Source organism: Vibrio penaeicida, assembly GCF_002933855.1.
In the GTDB taxonomy this organism is placed as follows: domain Bacteria; phylum Pseudomonadota; class Gammaproteobacteria; order Enterobacterales; family Vibrionaceae; genus Vibrio; species Vibrio penaeicida_A.
Genome location: NZ_BFAQ01000005.1, coordinates 45,418 through 61,447 on the forward strand (window position 1 = coordinate 45,418; position 16,030 = coordinate 61,447).

Sequence of the window (16,030 nt, forward strand, 5' to 3'; positions counted from 1 at the left end):
TTTATATAAATGACAGCCGCCGCCAACCAGCGCTGCCATGGAACTGGAATGGTGAGGGGAACGAAAAGGCCGTTTCTTCCAGTTATATTGATTGATTTCTTGCTGGGTGAGTGAGGCAACCGAAGCCGTTTCCATCGCTTCTTGCTCGTCCATATCTGGTAATAGATCACGCAATCGAGACGCCAGCATGGTTTTTCCTGTTCCCGGAGGACCAAGGAACAAAAGGTTATGATTACCTGCTGCAGCTATCTCTAGCGCACGTTTTCCTTGCTGCTGCCCAATAATGTCTTGCAAACAACGAGACGACTCTTGTGTAACTGTGAGTTCGGGGGTCTGGAATAGAGAAAGGGATTTCTGACCACATAAATCAGCGCATACATCCAATAAATTGGCTGCTGATTTATGTGTATTTGCCCCAACCAATGCGGCTTGATCGCCATTGGTATCCGGTACTACTAAACAGCGATTATTCTTATTAGCCGCTAACGCGGCTGGTAACACGCCTTTAACTGATCTCAATTCGCCCGATAAAGCGAGTTCGCCAATAAACTCTATTTGCCCAAGCTTAGTGATGGCGATTTGTTCTGATGCCGCCAAGATCCCGAGCGCAATAGGTAAGTCGAAGCGCCCACCTTCTTTTGGTAAATCTGCCGGAGCCAGATTCACCGTTATGCGCTTGGCAGGAAACTCGAAGCCAGAGTTGATAATGGCGCTGCGCACTCTATCACGCGACTCTTTCACCGTTGTTTCAGGCAAGCCCACCAAAGTAAAACCAGGCATACCATTACTGATATGCACTTCAACCGTCACCTCTGGAGCTTCCACTCCTACACACGCGCGGCTGTGAATAATTGCTAAAGCCATGTTGCATCCTTGCCTATTATTTATACACAGTGATAATTTTATAACTATCTAATTTTTAAATAATTATTCACTTTATAGCTTTTTTCCGTACGCGATAAATGTGAAAAAAGTCTTACTTTTCCCTTGTCATGTAACCAAAGAGTGTGTTACCACTAGAAACGCAAACAATTTCACAACTTTTGAATAATTAGAATTAATGAATTTAACTACTCGCATTAACGCACTCGTTGCCCTGATTATCGTGGTCATTATTAGGACCGCGCGGGGGATTGTGGGTAGGAAGTAACCACAGAATAGCAAAAACCCCCGCGCTGAGAAGCTCGGGGGTTTTTTTATAACTTAAGACATGATTAACCGAACACAATTAGGTTAATACAGGAAGAAATGGGAGCACACGATGTGCAATGGCAATAAAGGGATGAAGCCGTTTCATCCCTCGCAAATCGCAGGAGAACAACTATGACAGGTGCTGAATTAGTTGTTGCGGCTTTGCAGCAAGAAGGTATTAAGACAATATTTGGCTACCCTGGCGGGGCAATCATGCCAATATATGATGCGTTATATGATGGTGGTGTGGAGCACATCCTATGTCGCCATGAACAAGGTGCTGCTATGGCAGCCATTGGTATGGCTCGTTCAACTCAAGATGTCGCTGTCTGTATGGCCACATCTGGACCAGGCGCAACCAACCTAGTCACTGGACTCGCGGATGCATTTCTCGATTCCGTTCCATTGGTTGCCATCACAGGTCAGGTTGCCAGCTCTCATATCGGTACCGATGCCTTCCAAGAAATGGACGTCATTGGTATGTCTTTAGCGTGTACTAAGCACAGTTACCTCGTTACAGACATCAATGATCTCGCTCCCACTCTTGCTGAAGCTTTTGAAGTGGCGAAAAGTGGCCGTCCAGGCCCAGTCATTGTCGATATTGCTAAAGATGTGCAGTTAGCTCAAGCACCAACTGAAATACTGCCTCATTTTGAACCACCAGCCATCCCAGTTGCCAGCACAGAAGCCATATCACAAGCTCAAGAATTGCTTTCACAAGCAACGCGCCCAGTTTTGTATGTGGGTGGTGGTGTACAGCTTGCTAATGCGACCGAGTCAGTACGTGAATTTTTAAGAATTAACCCAATGCCTTCTGTTAGTACACTGAAAGGTTTGGGTACTGTTGAGCGCCATGACCCTCATTACCTAGGTATGTTAGGGATGCATGGTACGAAAGCGGCGAATTTAGTGGTTCAAGAATCTGACCTACTGATCGTTGTGGGTGCTCGCTTTGATGACCGCGTGACAGGAAAACTCGATACTTTTGCCCCGCACGCCAAAGTTATTCACATTGACATCGATGCCGCTGAGTTCAATAAGCTGAGAACGGCAAACGCCTCAATACGCGGCGACATCAACGTGATACTTCCTCAGTTAGAGCTTTCACAAGATATTTCCCCTTGGGTTCATCACAGCGAAAGCCTAAGAAGTGGCTTTAAATGGCGTTATGACCATCCGGGTGACCCAATTTTTGCGCCGCTCTTGCTGAAGCAACTCTCTGACATGATGCCGGATTCATCGATTGTTTCTACGGATGTCGGTCAACACCAAATGTGGGCTGCGCAGCACATTCAACCTCGTGAACCTCAGAATTTCATCAGCTCTGCCGGTCTTGGCACCATGGGCTTTGGTTTGCCTGCAGCAATGGGCGCAGCGGTTGCACGTCCTAACGACCAATCTATCCTTATATCAGGAGATGGTTCGTTCATGATGAATGTGCAAGAGTTGGGGACACTAAAGCGCCGCCAGATTCCAGTAAAAATGGTACTGCTCGACAACCAGCGTTTGGGCATGGTTCGTCAATGGCAGTCTTTGTTCTTTGATGGCAGGCACAGTGAAACCATTTTAGATGACAACCCAGATTTCATAATGCTGGCACAAGCGTTTGGTATTCCGGGCAAACAAATCACGCGTAAGGAAGAGGTTGAGCCAGCGCTGAAAGAAATGCTAGAGAGCAAAACGTCGTACCTGCTTCATGTATTGATTGATGAAGAGCAAAACGTGTGGCCATTAGTACCACCTGGTGCTTCGAACAATGACATGCTGGAGAACACCTGATGCAACGCTATTTATTAGATATCAAAGCCGACGATAAACCCGTGTTGCTGGAACGTGTTCTTCGCGTTGTACGCCATCGCGGTTTCATTATTCGCCAAGTCGCTGCCACTCAAAACCATGAAAGTAAAGTGGCCAGTGTTGAGATCATCGTTGACAGTGATCGCCCCATTTCTATGTTGGTCAGCCAGATCGAAAAATTGTGGGACATTCGCTCTGTCGATGTCACTGAGATCGAAACGAACGAACTCCCCAATAATAACTTACAACAAAAAGTGTGTGCATAAGGAAGGAACGCGAACATGACAGCAAGAACAGCCGATTACATCTGGTTTAATGGTGAAATGGTTCCATGGGGTGAAGCGAACGTTCACGTTTTGACCCACGCTATGCACTACGGTACGTCAGTATTTGAAGGGGTACGTTGCTACAACACCCCGAAAGGTCCTATCGTATTCCGTCACTTAGAGCACGCTAAACGCTTAAAAGATTCTGCCAAAATCTATCGCTTCCCGATTCCATATACTGTCGAAGAAATCATGGAAGCCACCCGTGAAACATTACGTCAAAACAAATTGGACAACGCGTATATCCGCCCATTAGGTTTTGTTGGTAATGTCGGTTTAGGGGTATGCCCACCTGAAGGAACAGAAATGGAAGTGATCATTGCGGCATTCCCTTGGGGTTCTTATTTAGGTGAAGAAGCATTGGAAAGTGGCGTTGATGCGATGATTTCAAGCTGGAACCGTGCTGCACCAAACACGATTCCGACGGCAGCTAAAGCTGGGGGCAACTATTTATCTTCTCTCCTCGTAGGCGGAGAAGCTCGTCGCCACGGTTACGACGAAGGCATTGCTCTAAGCGTAGATGGGTATCTATCGGAAGGTGCTGGTGAAAATATCTTTGTCATTAAAGACGGTGTTCTAATGACTCCACCAGCCACTAGCGCCATTCTACCGGGTATCACTCGCGACTCTATCATGACTCTAGCCAAAGACAGAGGCTACGAAGTACGCGAAACCAATATTGCCCGTGAAGCCTTGTATCTAGCCGATGAAGTTTTCATGACAGGCACAGCAGCAGAAATCGTTCCTGTTGCAACCATAGATAAAATTGAAGTGGGCAACGGTAAACGCGGCCCTATCACTAAAGTACTGCAAGACGCCTATTTTGGCTTGTTTAATGGCACCACAGAGGACAAGTGGGGTTGGTTAGATTATGTGTATCCTCAAGATGCCGAATCAACACAAAGTGCACCAGCGAAGTAAGGAATAAAACAATGCCAATATACAGATCAGCAACAACAACACACGGTAGAAATATGGCTGGTGCTCGCGCTTTATGGCGTGCAACAGGTGTAAAAGAAGAAGATTTCGGTAAACCAATCATTGCTGTAGTGAACTCATTCACACAGTTTGTACCTGGACACGTTCACCTAAAAGACATGGGTCAACTGGTGGCAGGAGAAATCGAAAAAGCGGGCGGCATCGCCAAAGAATTTAACACCATCGCCGTTGATGATGGTATCGCCATGGGTCACGGTGGTATGCTTTATTCACTGCCTTCCCGTGAACTGATCGCCGATTCTGTTGAGTACATGGTAAACGCGCACTGTGCAGATGCGATGGTATGTATCTCGAACTGTGACAAAATCACACCGGGAATGTTGATGGCGTCAATGCGTCTAAACATTCCAGTGATCTTTGTTTCTGGTGGACCAATGGAAGCCGGTAAAACCAAGCTTTCAGATCAGTTGATCAAACTCGATCTAGTTGATGCGATGATCCAAGGTGCCGATCCAACGGTATCCGATGAACAAAGCCAGCAGGTAGAGCGTTCAGCGTGCCCAACTTGCGGTTCGTGTTCCGGTATGTTCACCGCGAACTCGATGAACTGTCTAACAGAAGCACTTGGTCTTTCTCAACCGGGTAATGGTTCCATGCTAGCCACTCACGCTGATCGTGAGGAACTGTTCATCAATGCCGGTAAGCGAGTGGTTGAGCTTACTCGTCGCTACTACGAAAAAGACGACGAGACGGCGCTTCCAAGAAACATCGCAAACCGCGCCGCGTTTGAAAATGCCATGGCACTGGATATTGCTATGGGTGGTTCAAGTAACACTGTATTGCACCTATTGGCTGCGGCTCAAGAAGGTGAAATCGATTTTGATATGAAAGACATTGATGAAATGTCTCGACGTGTCCCACACCTATGTAAAGTGGCACCATCCACGCCAAAATATCACATGGAAGACGTTCACCGCGCTGGTGGTGTAATGGCCATTCTTGGTGAACTCGATCGCGCAGGATTACTAAACAGCGATACTCGTACCGTTCTGGGTTTATCTATGCAAGAACAGCTTGCAGAATACGACATCATCCAAACAGAAAATGAAGATGTTCTAAAATTCTTCCGTGCCGGACCTGCTGGTATTCGTACCACAAAAGCGTTTTCTCAAGATTGTCGTTGGGATCGCTTGGATGATGACCGTGAAAACGGCTGTATCCGCACCAAAGAAAATGCCTTTAGCCAAGAAGGTGGATTAGCGGTACTTTCGGGCAATATCGCTGAAGATGGCTGCATAGTCAAAACAGCGGGCGTTGACGAAGATAATCTGAAATTCCAAGGACCAGCTGTCGTATTTGAGAGCCAAGATACCGCAGTAGAAGGTATTTTGGGTGGAAAAGTAAAAGCAGGTGAAGTCGTTGTTATTCGTTATGAAGGACCAAAAGGCGGACCAGGTATGCAGGAAATGCTTTACCCAACCACTTACTTGAAGTCGATGGGCTTAGGCAAATCTTGTGCACTTCTAACGGACGGTCGCTTCTCTGGTGGTACGTCTGGTTTATCCATCGGTCACACATCACCAGAAGCAGCCAGTGGCGGCACCATTGGTTTGGTACAAAATGGCGACATCATTACCATTGATATCCCAAGCCGCTCTATCACCCTAGACGTATCTGAAGACGAATTGGCTACGCGCCGTGCGAAACAAGATGAACTAGGTTGGAAACCGGCGAACCGCCAACGTGAAGTATCTTTCGCTCTTAAAGCTTACGGCAGCATGGCGACCAGTGCAGACAAAGGTGCAGTTCGTGACAAATCGTTGTTAGAGGACTAGCCGATGACACTGACCACTCAAACCGGCGCAGAATATCTGCGCCAAATCTTGCGCGCTCCTGTTTATGAAGTGGCAATGGTGTCTCCCTTTCAAGAGATGCCTCGGCTCTCTGCGCGCATTGGTAATCAAATTCAAATAAAACGAGAAGATCGCCAGCCTGTTCATTCATTTAAGCTACGTGGCGCTTACAACATGGTCGCGAGCCTAACTGATCAGCAAAAAGCATCGGGCGTCATTGCGGCTTCTGCCGGTAATCACGCTCAAGGCATGGCACTGTCGGGTACCAAATTAGGCATTCAAACTACCATCGTGATGCCCAAGACCACACCAGATATCAAAGTCGATGCGGTTCGAGGGTTTGGTGGAAATGTGGTACTTCACGGCAATAACTTTGATGAAGCCAAAGCCGAAGCAGAAAGATTGTCTGCTGAACATGGTTATACTTTTGTGCCCCCCTTTGATCACCCTATGGTGATTGCAGGTCAAGGCACGATTGGTATGGAGATGCTGCAACAAAATGGTCACCTAGACTACATCTTTGTGCCTGTTGGCGGAGGCGGTTTAGCTGCGGGCGTAGCGGTATTGGTCAAACAATTGATGCCAGAAATCAAAGTCATCGCTGTCGAGCCTGAAGAATCTGCGTGCCTAAAAGCAGCATTGGATGCGGGTGAGCCAGTGGTTCTGGATCAAGTGAGTATGTTTGCGGATGGTGTTGCGGTGAAGCGTATCGGCGAAGAAACATTCCGACTTTGCCAACAATACATCGACGGTCACATCAGTGTTTCCAGTGACGAAATCTGTTCTGCCGTGAAAGACATTTTTGAAGATACTCGTGCTATCGCCGAACCCTCAGGTGCTTTAGCTCTGGCGGGTTTGAAAAAGTTTGCCGAACAACATGAGTTGAAAGACAAACAACTTGGTACCGTGTTATCTGGCGCAAACACCAACTTTCATGGTTTGCGTTATGTCTCTGAGCGTTGCGAACTTGGTGAAAAGCGCGAGGGTTTACTCGCGGTGACAATACCTGAGCGCCAAGGTGCTTTCTTCGAGTTTTGTAACTTGATTGGCGGCAGAGCCGTGACCGAATTTAATTACCGTTACAACGATGATCAGCTTGCCAATATCTTTGTCGGTTTGCGCTTACAAGATGGTCAGCAAGAGTTGGACAGCGTCATACAAGATTTACGCGACGGCGGATACCCTGTTGTCGATTTATCTGATGATGAAATGGCGAAATTGCACGTCCGCTATATGATTGGTGGCAAGCCGTCAAAGCCATTGAAAGAGCGATTGTACAGTTTTGAATTCCCAGAATATCCGGGGGCACTTGTGAAATTCTTAAGTACGCTAGGCACCCACTGGAACATCAGCCTTTTCAATTACCGAAACCAAGGCGCGGATTACGGTCGCGTGCTTTGTGGGTTTGAATTGGAGGAATCGGATCTGACTCGTTTCTCTGCTCACCTTCGAGAATTAGGTTATCAGTGCAAGGATGAGTCGGATAATCCGTCGTATCAGTTCTTTTTATCGTAATTTAAAACGGGGCGAAAGCCCCGTTTTTCTATCCGCTTGCAATCCAGTCTTGGTGCAGTTTTTCTGAAGCACCTAGATAATTAATCATCCAGTCACGTAATCGGTGCTCTTCACTCTGACGCCAAACCATACAACAAGCACTCATTGGTCTGTGTTCTACCGTCAGTAGTTCTCTTGAGTAAAGCTCCCCACGCTCCAAGTACCCTTGTGCGATGTGTTTAGGCATATACCCTACCCCAACACCATTTTTTAAACACTCTATGGCGCTGAACCAATTAGGCAGTAATATGCGCCGTTGCTCTTTGTAATGCCAGTTGTGCCGCTTAGGTAGCGTTATGGACGTATCATCGAGACAAATCGCAGGGTATGGACTTACGGTATCTTCATTTAGGACGGGTTCTAAAACGCAAGGGTGCGCTGGCGACATAACGAAGACCCACTCTAAATCCCCCATAGAACGAATACCAAAATCGCCTCCAACAGGCACCGCAGCCGTAGCACCAAGTACGATATCTGTCCGCTCTTGCGAAATCGCTTCCCAAGATCCGTTAAACACTTCCATGTTGATTTGTAATTCAGCAAAATCGAAAGTCTGGTAAAAATCTTCAATCATCGGCTTTAATTTGTCGAGTTTGACGACGTTATCGAGGGTAACCTTCAATGTTTGATGCCACCCCAATGCTGCACGACGCGTTTGAGCGCGGACCTCTTCCATTTCTCGCAGCATCTGCCTTGCGTGCTGAATAAACGTTTCACCTGCAGGGGTCAGTTCTACTTTTCTGGGCAATCGACGAAACAACAGCACGCCCAAATCTTGCTCGATCTGCCTGACACCATAACTCACCGCAGACGGCACTTTATGTAGACGCGCTGCCGCCGCGGTAAAGCTGCCCATTCTTGCAACCGTATCCAACATTTCTAAAGATTGTTTTGAGAACATTTGCTTTCAAAATTTTTGATTGATAACTACAAAATATAGCGCTTATCGTTTCCTATATCCAAAAATAGAATAATTTAATCAAAGAAGGCGACCAGTGGATCGCTTTTAAACCATCAAAAATTTTAAACGGAAAATTGATGAACATAACTAAATATCAACTCTTTTATCTTGCATGCTTATCGATGCTCGGTTTTATTGCTACCGATATGTACCTACCCGCATTCAAGGCAATGGAGCAAGATCTAACGACAGGTCCCGAATCCATCGCTCTTTCTTTATCTATATTCCTAGGTGGCTTGGCTGTCGGTCAGCTAGTTTGGGGATTAGCCAGCGATAAATTTGGTCACAGGAAAACACTGGTTATGGGGCTGCTGATTTTTTCTGCCGCGTCGATGGGACTCGTTTTTACTAAAGAAATTTGGCAATTACTAAGCCTTAGATTTATTCAAGCGATTGGAGTTTGTGCACCAGCAGTCATTTGGCAAGCCATGGTCATTAGTCAACATTCAAAGAAAGTAAGCCAACAAATTTTTTCAACCATTATGCCCTTGGTTGCGCTATCACCAGCTTTAGCACCACAGCTTGGCGTGTTGCTACTGAACAACATAGGATGGCGCAGTATCTTTATTGCACTAACGCTAATGGGTGTCGTATTAGCATTCATGACACTCGCACAAAAAGAGTCCAACGCCCCACATAAATCCACCAGCGTAAAAGCAGACATTTCTGCTCTCATGCACTCTCGGGTTTATCTAGGTAATGTGATGATGTTTGCCACTGCTTCAGCGGCTTTTTTTGCCTACCTTACTGGCATGCCCGAAATAATGGCAAAACTTGGCTACGACGCGAAAGATATTGGCATGAGTTTCATCCCTCAAACCATCGCATTTATGTTGGGTGGGTATTTAGGGAAACGCTTTGTGGGTCTATATGGTGATGAGCGAGTGTTAAAACAGCTACTGGCTTTGTTCAGCGTATCCTCCATGTTGGTGTTTGCCGCAACACAATGGGCTCTGACGACCATCTACCCGCTACTGATACCCTTTTGTTTTATCGCTGTAGCGAATGGTGCTCTTTACCCAATAGTTGTAAACCGAGCATTATCAAGTGCGAAACAAAGCCCAGCAACAGCTGCGGGGTTACAAAATAGCTTACAAATTTGCATCAGTGGATTAGCTAGTGCGTTGGTTGCATGGCTTGCAAGCGATGCGTTAAAGGTTACGGGAATAGCCATCATCATTTGCTTAGCTGGACTTTGGCTGGGCTATTTTGTCTCGCATGAAAAAGCCGCTAGGCATTTCACACTGCCAGATAATTCGCGAGTTGCGAGAGAAGATTAAGGCAAAAAGAAAGGAGCATAACGCTCCTTTCGCTCCATTTTTACTATCGAGTTGTGTCAATCAAAGGCTTTTCAAACCCCACTTTTCAGCTGTTTGCTTAAAGAAGCCCTGTGTTTTCTTTAACTCTACCCAGTGATTAACGTAGTTGATCCACACTTGGTCATCTTGCGGTAGCAACATAGAAATCGGGGTTGGACGGCGTGGCTTTTCAACTGGCACTATCGCGAGTTGCTTAAACTTTTCAACCAAGGTCGCCGCTTCTACGTTTGACGTGACAGATACATCTGCACGGCGAGCCAATAATTCTTGGAAATCACGAGCAGGCGCTTCGATGACAACGTGCTTTGCATCAGGGAAGAAATCTTTCACCATTTTTTCCTGAACGGTACCTAGCGTCGCAGCAACTCGGATATCTGATTGATTGAAATCGCTCCAATCAGAAAATTTAGCTAAATCTTTTTTCTGAACCACAGGGACAAAAGCTAGATAAAAATACGGTTGACTGTACCCAGCCACTTTAGCACGCGACATATTAAGTGATGCACTACCTGTAATATCGTATTTATTCGCAGTTACACCATTAACCAATGTTTTCCAATCGGTTGCGACGTATTCCGCTTTCACACCCAGATCTTTCGCCAGTTCTGTAGTGACATCAATATCAAAGCCTCTGTAACTGTTATCTGCTGGATTTTTCATCGTCATGGGGTTCCAATCTCCAGTCGTGCCCACACGAAGTACACCCGCATCCAATATTTCATGCAAGCGGCTAGCCGCCTGAGCTTGCGCCAATCCCAACAGCAATACACTAAAACCAATTAACCACTTTTTCATTTTAATTCCTTTTTAATGTTCGAAAAAACAACGTTTTCTCATGACAACACTGATAACATAGCAATATCTTTAAACATTTTTTAGCGTTTGGTTATAAATATTGTGCGCTTGTCTTCGCTTTTTGTTGCTTTGTCCGTATTCCTCCTATCAGGGTGCAGTGACTATGAATGGGGTTGGTACGTTTTAGACCCCACGACCGATCAAGGTCTTATCAACCTCAAATTCCTCATAGCTGGATTTGAGGATACGATATACATCTCTTTAATCAGCATGCTGCTCGCAATGTTATTGGGGTTAATCGTAGCGTTACCAGCTTTGAGTGAACGTAAATCGCTTCGAGCAGTGAATCGAATATACGTTGAAAGTATCCGTTCCATCCCCGTGTTAGTACTGTTGCTGTGGGTTTATTACGGTTTGCCTACACTTATGGATGTCTCGCTCGACTATTTTGCAGCAGGGGTGATAGCACTTACTATCGCTGAGAGTGCCTTTATGGCAGAGGTATTTCGTGGTGGTATCCAAGCTATTGCAAAAGGCCAGCATGAAGCGGCAGAATCGCTGGGGTTAAATTACTGGCAGAAAATGAGACTGGTCATATTGCCACAAGCCTTAAGACAAATACTCCCTCCGTTGGGTAACCAATTTGTCTATATTTTGAAAATGTCATCCTTGGTCAGTGTTATTGGTTTGAGTGACTTAACTCGTCGAGCCAACGAATTGGTCGTCAACGAATACTTACCACTCGAGATCTATACCTTTTTGGTACTCGAATACTTAATACTGATCCTATTTGTTTCCCAATGCGTTAGGTGGCTAGAAAAACGTATTGCTATTCCAAGTAACTAGCTCTTTTAGGGTTGAATACAGATACAAAAAAGGCTGACATAACCGTCAGCCTTCTTAATGCTTATCGAATTAAAACGCTATCACGCTTATTTGATTTTAACTGGTCGTTGCCAGTCAGCGATCTTGCGCTCTTTCGCGCGAGTGATGACTAACTCACCCTCGTCGACATCTTTTGTTAATGTTGTTCCTGCACCAATCGTTGCACCATTCGCTACTGTTACAGGCGCGATGAGCTGGCTGTCTGACCCAACAAAAACGTCATCGCCAATGATGGTTTTGAATTTATTTGCACCGTCGTAGTTACACGTAATCGCACCAGCACCAATATTGGTGCGTTGACCGATTTCAGCATCACCCAAATACGTAAGGTGATTTGCTTTAGAGCCTTCACCCAAGCGTGCATTTTTCACTTCAACAAAGTTGCCAACATGAGCATCGTTACGAAGCTCAGCACCAGGTCGAAGGCGGGTGAATGGACCAACAGTACACTCTTCGCCCACAGTCGCACCTTCAATTACGCTGTAAGGGCGAACGATGGTATTGTCATCAATCTCACAATCTTTCAGTACACAGCCAGTACCGATAACCACATTATCACCCAAGCTAACATTACCTTCGATGATCACGTTGGTATCAATTTCAACGTCCATTCCACACTGTAGTGTGCCACGAAGATCAAATCGCTCTGGGTCACGCAACATAACACCTTGCTCAAGCAACGTATGTGCATTCATACGCTGGTATGCTCGTTCAAGCTTGGCTAATTGAGCGCGATCATTCACACCTTCTACTTCGATTGGATTCGCTGGATGAACCGCTTCTACTGCACGACCTTCATCGTGAGCTGCAGCAATAACGTCCGTCAGGTAATACTCGCCTTGCGCATTTTCGTTCTTAAGATTCGCTAACCAACGTTTCAGATCACCGCCCGTCGCCACCATAACACCAGTATTGATTTCTTTGATCAGCTTTTGTTCTTCCGTCGCGTCTTTTTGCTCAACAATCGCCACTACTGGACCATTTTTACGCACAATACGCCCGTAGCCCATCGGGTTGTCTAACACCACGGTTAACAAGGCAATACCACCGTGAGGCTGTGCTTCTAATAGGTTTTCAACCGTTTGAGAAGAAATAAGTGGAACGTCTCCGTACAACACCAGTATTTTCTCATCATCGGCAAACTCAGATGACGCTTGATTGACCGCATGCCCTGTACCTAACTGCTCAGCTTGCAGCACCCAATTGACTGGCTCTTGCGACAACGACGCTTTCATTTGATCACCACCGTGTCCATAAACAAGGTGAATATTTTGAGCACCCAGTCCATTGCAGGTATCAATAACGTGTTTTGCCATTGGCTTGCCTGCTAGTGTATGTAGCACTTTAGGCTTATTAGAATACATGCGAGTGCCTTTACCCGCAGCGAGGATAACCGCGCTGAATTTCATAAATAGTGGTTCCTAAAAGACGTTGTCGTTTAAGTGGTAGATTTTAGCTTGAATTAGCCGAAGAGTTAAAGATTCAGAGTGGTTTTCATGCCAAATGATGACTTGGTTTAACAAAAGTAGGACAACAGCGCTTAAGGCGGTAATGAAATAGGTTGAATTAATCAGGAATTAAAGCCAGAAAAAACAAAGGCGACCCTAAGGTCGCCTTAATCGCTGCGCTAATGATTAGCGTACTTTTTTGGTCAGTTCGATTACTCGAAGCTGAGCAATGGCTTTAGCCAGCTCACTGGCCGCTTGTGCAAAGTCCATGTCGCCATGCTGATTATGGATATTCTCCTCAGCCTTGCGCTTGGCTTCTTCTGCCTTAGCTGCGTCTAGATCTTCACCACGGATAGCTGTGTCAGCCAATACAGTCGCTGTACCAGGCTGAACTTCCATCATGCCACCAGAGATGTAAATCACCTCTTCGTGACCGTGTTGCTTCACAATACGCACCATTCCAGGCGTAATAGCGGTCAGCAGCGGTGTATGCCCAGGATAAATTCCTAGCTCACCTTCGCTACCGGTCACCTGAAATGTCTCAACAAGTCCTGAGAAAAGTCTTTTCTCTGCACTTACAACATCCAAGTGAAAGGTCATTGCTGCCATATCGCCTCCTAAATAGCCTTATAGCTTCTTCGCATTCTCGATAGCATCATCGATAGTACCGCAGTACATGAACGATTGCTCTGGAATGTCATCGTATTCACCAGATAGCAGACCTTTGAAACCACGTAGGGTTTCTTTCAGAGGTACGTATACACCTGGGTCGCCTGTAAATACTTCAGCTACGTGGTAAGGCTGAGTTAGGAAACGCTCAATCTTACGCGCACGAGATACGATTTGCTTATCTTCTTCAGAAAGCTCATCCATACCTAGGATAGCGATGATGTCTTTCAGCTCTTTATAGCGCTGAAGTGTCGACTGAACGCCACGAGCAATGTCGTAGTGCTCTTGACCAACAACCAATGGATCAAGCTGACGTGACGTCGAATCCAATGGGTCGATCGCAGGGTATAGACCCATAGCTGCGATGTTACGGTTAAGTACAACCGTTGCATCCAAGTGAGCAAACGTTGTTGCTGGAGATGGGTCAGTCAAGTCATCCGCAGGTACGTATACCGCCTGAACAGAGGTGATAGAACCTGCTTTCGTTGACGTGATACGTTCCTGTAGAACACCCATTTCTTCAGCAAGTGTTGGCTGGTAACCTACCGCAGATGGCATACGACCTAGAAGTGCTGATACTTCAGTACCTGCTAGTGTATAACGGTAGATGTTATCAACGAACAACAGTACGTCACGACCTTCGTCACGGAAACGCTCTGCCATTGTTAGACCAGTCAGTGCAACACGTAGACGGTTACCTGGTGGCTCGTTCATCTGACCGTAAACCATTGCTACCTTAGATTCTTCAGGATTCTCAACGTTTACAACGCCCGCTTCCTGCATCTCGTGGTAGAAGTCGTTACCTTCACGAGTACGCTCACCTACACCAGCAAATACTGATAGACCAGAGTGTTGAAGCGCGATGTTGTTGATAAGTTCCATCATGTTAACGGTCTTACCTACACCTGCACCACCAAACAGACCGATTTTACCACCCTTAGCGAATGGACAAACCAAGTCGATTACTTTAACACCTGTCTCTAGTAGAGCAGTTTCGTTAGATTGCTCTTCGTAACTTGGTGCTTGGCGGTGAATTGCATAGTGCTCTTCTGCACCGATTTCACCACACTCATCAATCGCGTCACCTAGAACGTTCATGATACGACCAAGAGTCTTAGTACCTACTGGTACTGAGATTGGAGCGCCAGTGTTTTCCACTGTCAGTCCACGACGTAAACCATCAGAGCTACCCATAACGATTGCGCGAATAACGCCACCGCCTAGCTGCTGTTGAACTTCAAGAACGAGACGCTCTTTTGCTTCAACAACGTTCAGAGCATCATATACACTTGGTACTTCGCTCTGTGGGAACTCTACGTCGACTACCGCACCGATGATCTGTACGATCTTACCTGTAGCCATCGTTAATCCTCTAACTTATTAGTTTTACCTATGCTTAAACCGCGGCAGCACCACCAACGATTTCCGACAGTTCTTGTGTGATAGCCGCTTGACGCGCCTTGTTGTACACAAGCTCTAGATCTTCAATCAGGTTGGTTGCGTTGTCAGTTGCAGCTTTCATTGCGATCATTCGAGCCGCTTGCTCACAAGCAAGATTCTCGACCACACCCTGGTACACTTGTGATTCAACGTAGCGAATCAATAGAGTATCTAGAAGTGGTTTTGGCTCAGGCTCATAAATGTAGTCCCAAGCATGTTCGCGCTGCATCTCTTCGCTGTCCGATTTTGGCAGAGGCAGTAATTGATCGATCGTTGGTTCTTGTACCATAGTGTTTACAAAGTGGTTGTACACTACATACAGACGATCCAACTCGCCTTCATCATACTTCTTCAACATCACGCTTACTGAACCGATCAAGTCTTCAAGACTTGGGCTATCGCCCAGACCAGAAACTTGAGCTGCTACTTTTGCGCCGCTGTTGTTAAAGAACGCTGTCGCTTTCGAACCAACAATCGCCAGTTCAACGTCTGCGCCTTTATCCGACCATTCTTTCATGTCTAATGTCGCTTTCTTGAACAAGTTAATGTTCAAACCACCACACAGACCACGGTCGGTAGAAACGATGATGTAACCAACACGTTTGGCTTCACGTTCCTCAAGATAAGGATGCTTATACTCAAGGCTACCGTTCGCCACATGACCGATCACTTTACGCATTGTTTCAGCATATGGACGAGAAGCTTGACGCGCGTCTTGTGAACGTCGCATCTTAGAAGCCGCTACCATTTCCATCGCTTTCGTAATTTTCTGCGTGCTTTTAACACTACCGATTTTATTACGTATCTCTTTTGCGCCGGCCATCGTATTACTCTCCGTTTATGGTAATAGGTG

General features: G+C 46.2%; 13 protein-coding genes and 1 pseudogene. 7 read left to right on the forward strand and 7 right to left on the reverse strand.

All coding sequences use genetic code 11. From position 1 onward, the window contains the following. Nucleotides 1–15 precede the first annotated feature (15 nt). A pseudogene (locus tag VPNCDNU1_RS00800) lies at nt 16–864 on the reverse strand (YifB family Mg chelatase-like AAA ATPase); the annotation flags it as partial. Between the two features lie 459 nt (nt 865–1,323). On the opposite strand from VPNCDNU1_RS00800, the gene ilvG reads away from it, so the two are divergent. The 5 genes from ilvG to ilvA are packed head-to-tail and all read left to right on the forward strand — an operon-like array spanning nt 1,324 to nt 7,621. Beyond that, the gene (gene ilvG, locus VPNCDNU1_RS00805; RefSeq protein ID WP_104398592.1) at nt 1,324–2,970 is read left to right on the forward strand and encodes an acetolactate synthase 2 catalytic subunit; all 1,647 of its coding nucleotides are present in this window, start codon (nt 1,324–1,326) and stop codon (nt 2,968–2,970) included. Further along, entirely contained in the window at nt 2,970–3,254 is a 285-nt protein-coding gene (ilvM, locus tag VPNCDNU1_RS00810; protein WP_104398593.1) for an acetolactate synthase 2 small subunit, read from the forward strand. Before ilvG ends, ilvM begins: the two co-directional genes overlap by 1 nt. Nucleotides 3,255–3,269: 15 nt before the next feature. Next, nucleotides 3,270–4,235 carry a branched-chain-amino-acid transaminase gene (gene ilvE, locus VPNCDNU1_RS00815; protein ID WP_104398594.1) on the forward strand — a complete coding sequence of 322 codons (966 nt, stop codon included), beginning with the start codon at nt 3,270–3,272 and terminating at the stop codon, nt 4,233–4,235. 11 nt (nt 4,236–4,246) lie between these two features. Continuing rightward, on the forward strand, nt 4,247–6,088 hold the full coding sequence (gene ilvD / locus VPNCDNU1_RS00820; protein ID WP_104398595.1) for a dihydroxy-acid dehydratase: 1,842 nt from the start codon (nt 4,247–4,249) through the stop codon (nt 6,086–6,088). A gap of 3 nt (nt 6,089–6,091) precedes the next feature. Further along, a complete protein-coding gene (gene ilvA, locus VPNCDNU1_RS00825) occupies nt 6,092–7,621 on the forward strand; it encodes a threonine ammonia-lyase, biosynthetic (RefSeq protein WP_104398596.1) in 1,530 nt (509 codons plus the stop codon). 28 nt (nt 7,622–7,649) lie between these two features. Here ilvA and punR read toward each other — a convergent pair whose 3' ends face one another. Further along, nucleotides 7,650–8,561, reverse strand: coding sequence for a DNA-binding transcriptional activator PunR (gene punR, locus VPNCDNU1_RS00830; RefSeq protein WP_104398597.1), 912 nt, complete (start codon nt 8,559–8,561; stop codon nt 7,650–7,652). A 137-nt stretch (nt 8,562–8,698) separates the two neighbouring features. On the opposite strand from punR, the gene punC reads away from it, so the two are divergent. Further along, a complete protein-coding gene (punC, locus tag VPNCDNU1_RS00835) occupies nt 8,699–9,901 on the forward strand; it encodes a purine nucleoside transporter PunC (protein ID WP_104398598.1) in 1,203 nt (400 codons plus the stop codon). 60 nt (nt 9,902–9,961) lie between these two features. On the opposite strand, the gene VPNCDNU1_RS00840 is transcribed toward punC, so the two are convergent. Beyond that, nucleotides 9,962–10,735 (reverse strand): transporter substrate-binding domain-containing protein, encoded by a 774-nt coding sequence (locus tag VPNCDNU1_RS00840; RefSeq protein WP_104398599.1) that lies wholly within the window; start codon nt 10,733–10,735, stop codon nt 9,962–9,964. 102 nt (nt 10,736–10,837) lie between these two features. Here VPNCDNU1_RS00840 and VPNCDNU1_RS00845 point away from each other — a divergent pair, with 102 nt between their 5' ends. Further along, nucleotides 10,838–11,581 (forward strand): amino acid ABC transporter permease, encoded by a 744-nt coding sequence (locus VPNCDNU1_RS00845; protein WP_104398600.1) that lies wholly within the window; start codon nt 10,838–10,840, stop codon nt 11,579–11,581. Between the two features lie 86 nt (nt 11,582–11,667). Here VPNCDNU1_RS00845 and glmU read toward each other — a convergent pair whose 3' ends face one another. The 4 genes from glmU to atpG form a co-directional block, all read right to left on the reverse strand. Beyond that, nucleotides 11,668–13,029 carry a bifunctional UDP-N-acetylglucosamine diphosphorylase/glucosamine-1-phosphate N-acetyltransferase GlmU gene (gene glmU, locus VPNCDNU1_RS00850; RefSeq protein WP_104398601.1) on the reverse strand — a complete coding sequence of 454 codons (1,362 nt, stop codon included), beginning with the start codon at nt 13,027–13,029 and terminating at the stop codon, nt 11,668–11,670. Between the two features lie 225 nt (nt 13,030–13,254). Further along, nucleotides 13,255–13,677 carry a F0F1 ATP synthase subunit epsilon gene (locus VPNCDNU1_RS00855; protein ID WP_101114842.1) on the reverse strand — a complete coding sequence of 141 codons (423 nt, stop codon included), beginning with the start codon at nt 13,675–13,677 and terminating at the stop codon, nt 13,255–13,257. 18 nt (nt 13,678–13,695) lie between these two features. Next, nucleotides 13,696–15,099 (reverse strand): F0F1 ATP synthase subunit beta, encoded by a 1,404-nt coding sequence (gene atpD, locus VPNCDNU1_RS00860; protein ID WP_104398602.1) that lies wholly within the window; start codon nt 15,097–15,099, stop codon nt 13,696–13,698. A 34-nt stretch (nt 15,100–15,133) separates the two neighbouring features. Then, nucleotides 15,134–16,000, reverse strand: a complete 867-nt coding sequence (gene atpG, locus VPNCDNU1_RS00865) for a F0F1 ATP synthase subunit gamma (protein WP_101114846.1) — start codon at nt 15,998–16,000, stop codon at nt 15,134–15,136. Nucleotides 16,001–16,030: the final 30 nt, after the last annotated feature.

Bases quoted from the DNA above. Each gene is read 5' to 3' on its own strand.
- VPNCDNU1_RS00855 (WP_101114842.1), bottom strand. From the start codon at position 13,677: ATGGCAGCAATGACCTTTCACTTGGATGTTGTAAGTGCAGAGAAAAGA.
- ilvA (WP_104398596.1), top strand. From the start codon at position 6,092: ATGACACTGACCACTCAAACCGGCGCAGAATATCTGCGCCAAATCTTG.
- punC (WP_104398598.1), top strand. From the start codon at position 8,699: ATGAACATAACTAAATATCAACTCTTTTATCTTGCATGCTTATCGATG.
- punR (WP_104398597.1), bottom strand. From the start codon at position 8,561: ATGTTCTCAAAACAATCTTTAGAAATGTTGGATACGGTTGCAAGAATG.
- VPNCDNU1_RS00840 (WP_104398599.1), bottom strand. From the start codon at position 10,735: ATGAAAAAGTGGTTAATTGGTTTTAGTGTATTGCTGTTGGGATTGGCG.
- ilvE (WP_104398594.1), top strand. From the start codon at position 3,270: ATGACAGCAAGAACAGCCGATTACATCTGGTTTAATGGTGAAATGGTT.
- atpD (WP_104398602.1), bottom strand. From the start codon at position 15,099: ATGGCTACAGGTAAGATCGTACAGATCATCGGTGCGGTAGTCGACGTA.
- ilvG (WP_104398592.1), top strand. From the start codon at position 1,324: ATGACAGGTGCTGAATTAGTTGTTGCGGCTTTGCAGCAAGAAGGTATT.
- atpG (WP_101114846.1), bottom strand. From the start codon at position 16,000: ATGGCCGGCGCAAAAGAGATACGTAATAAAATCGGTAGTGTTAAAAGC.
- ilvM (WP_104398593.1), top strand. From the start codon at position 2,970: ATGCAACGCTATTTATTAGATATCAAAGCCGACGATAAACCCGTGTTG.
- ilvD (WP_104398595.1), top strand. From the start codon at position 4,247: ATGCCAATATACAGATCAGCAACAACAACACACGGTAGAAATATGGCT.
- glmU (WP_104398601.1), bottom strand. From the start codon at position 13,029: ATGAAATTCAGCGCGGTTATCCTCGCTGCGGGTAAAGGCACTCGCATG.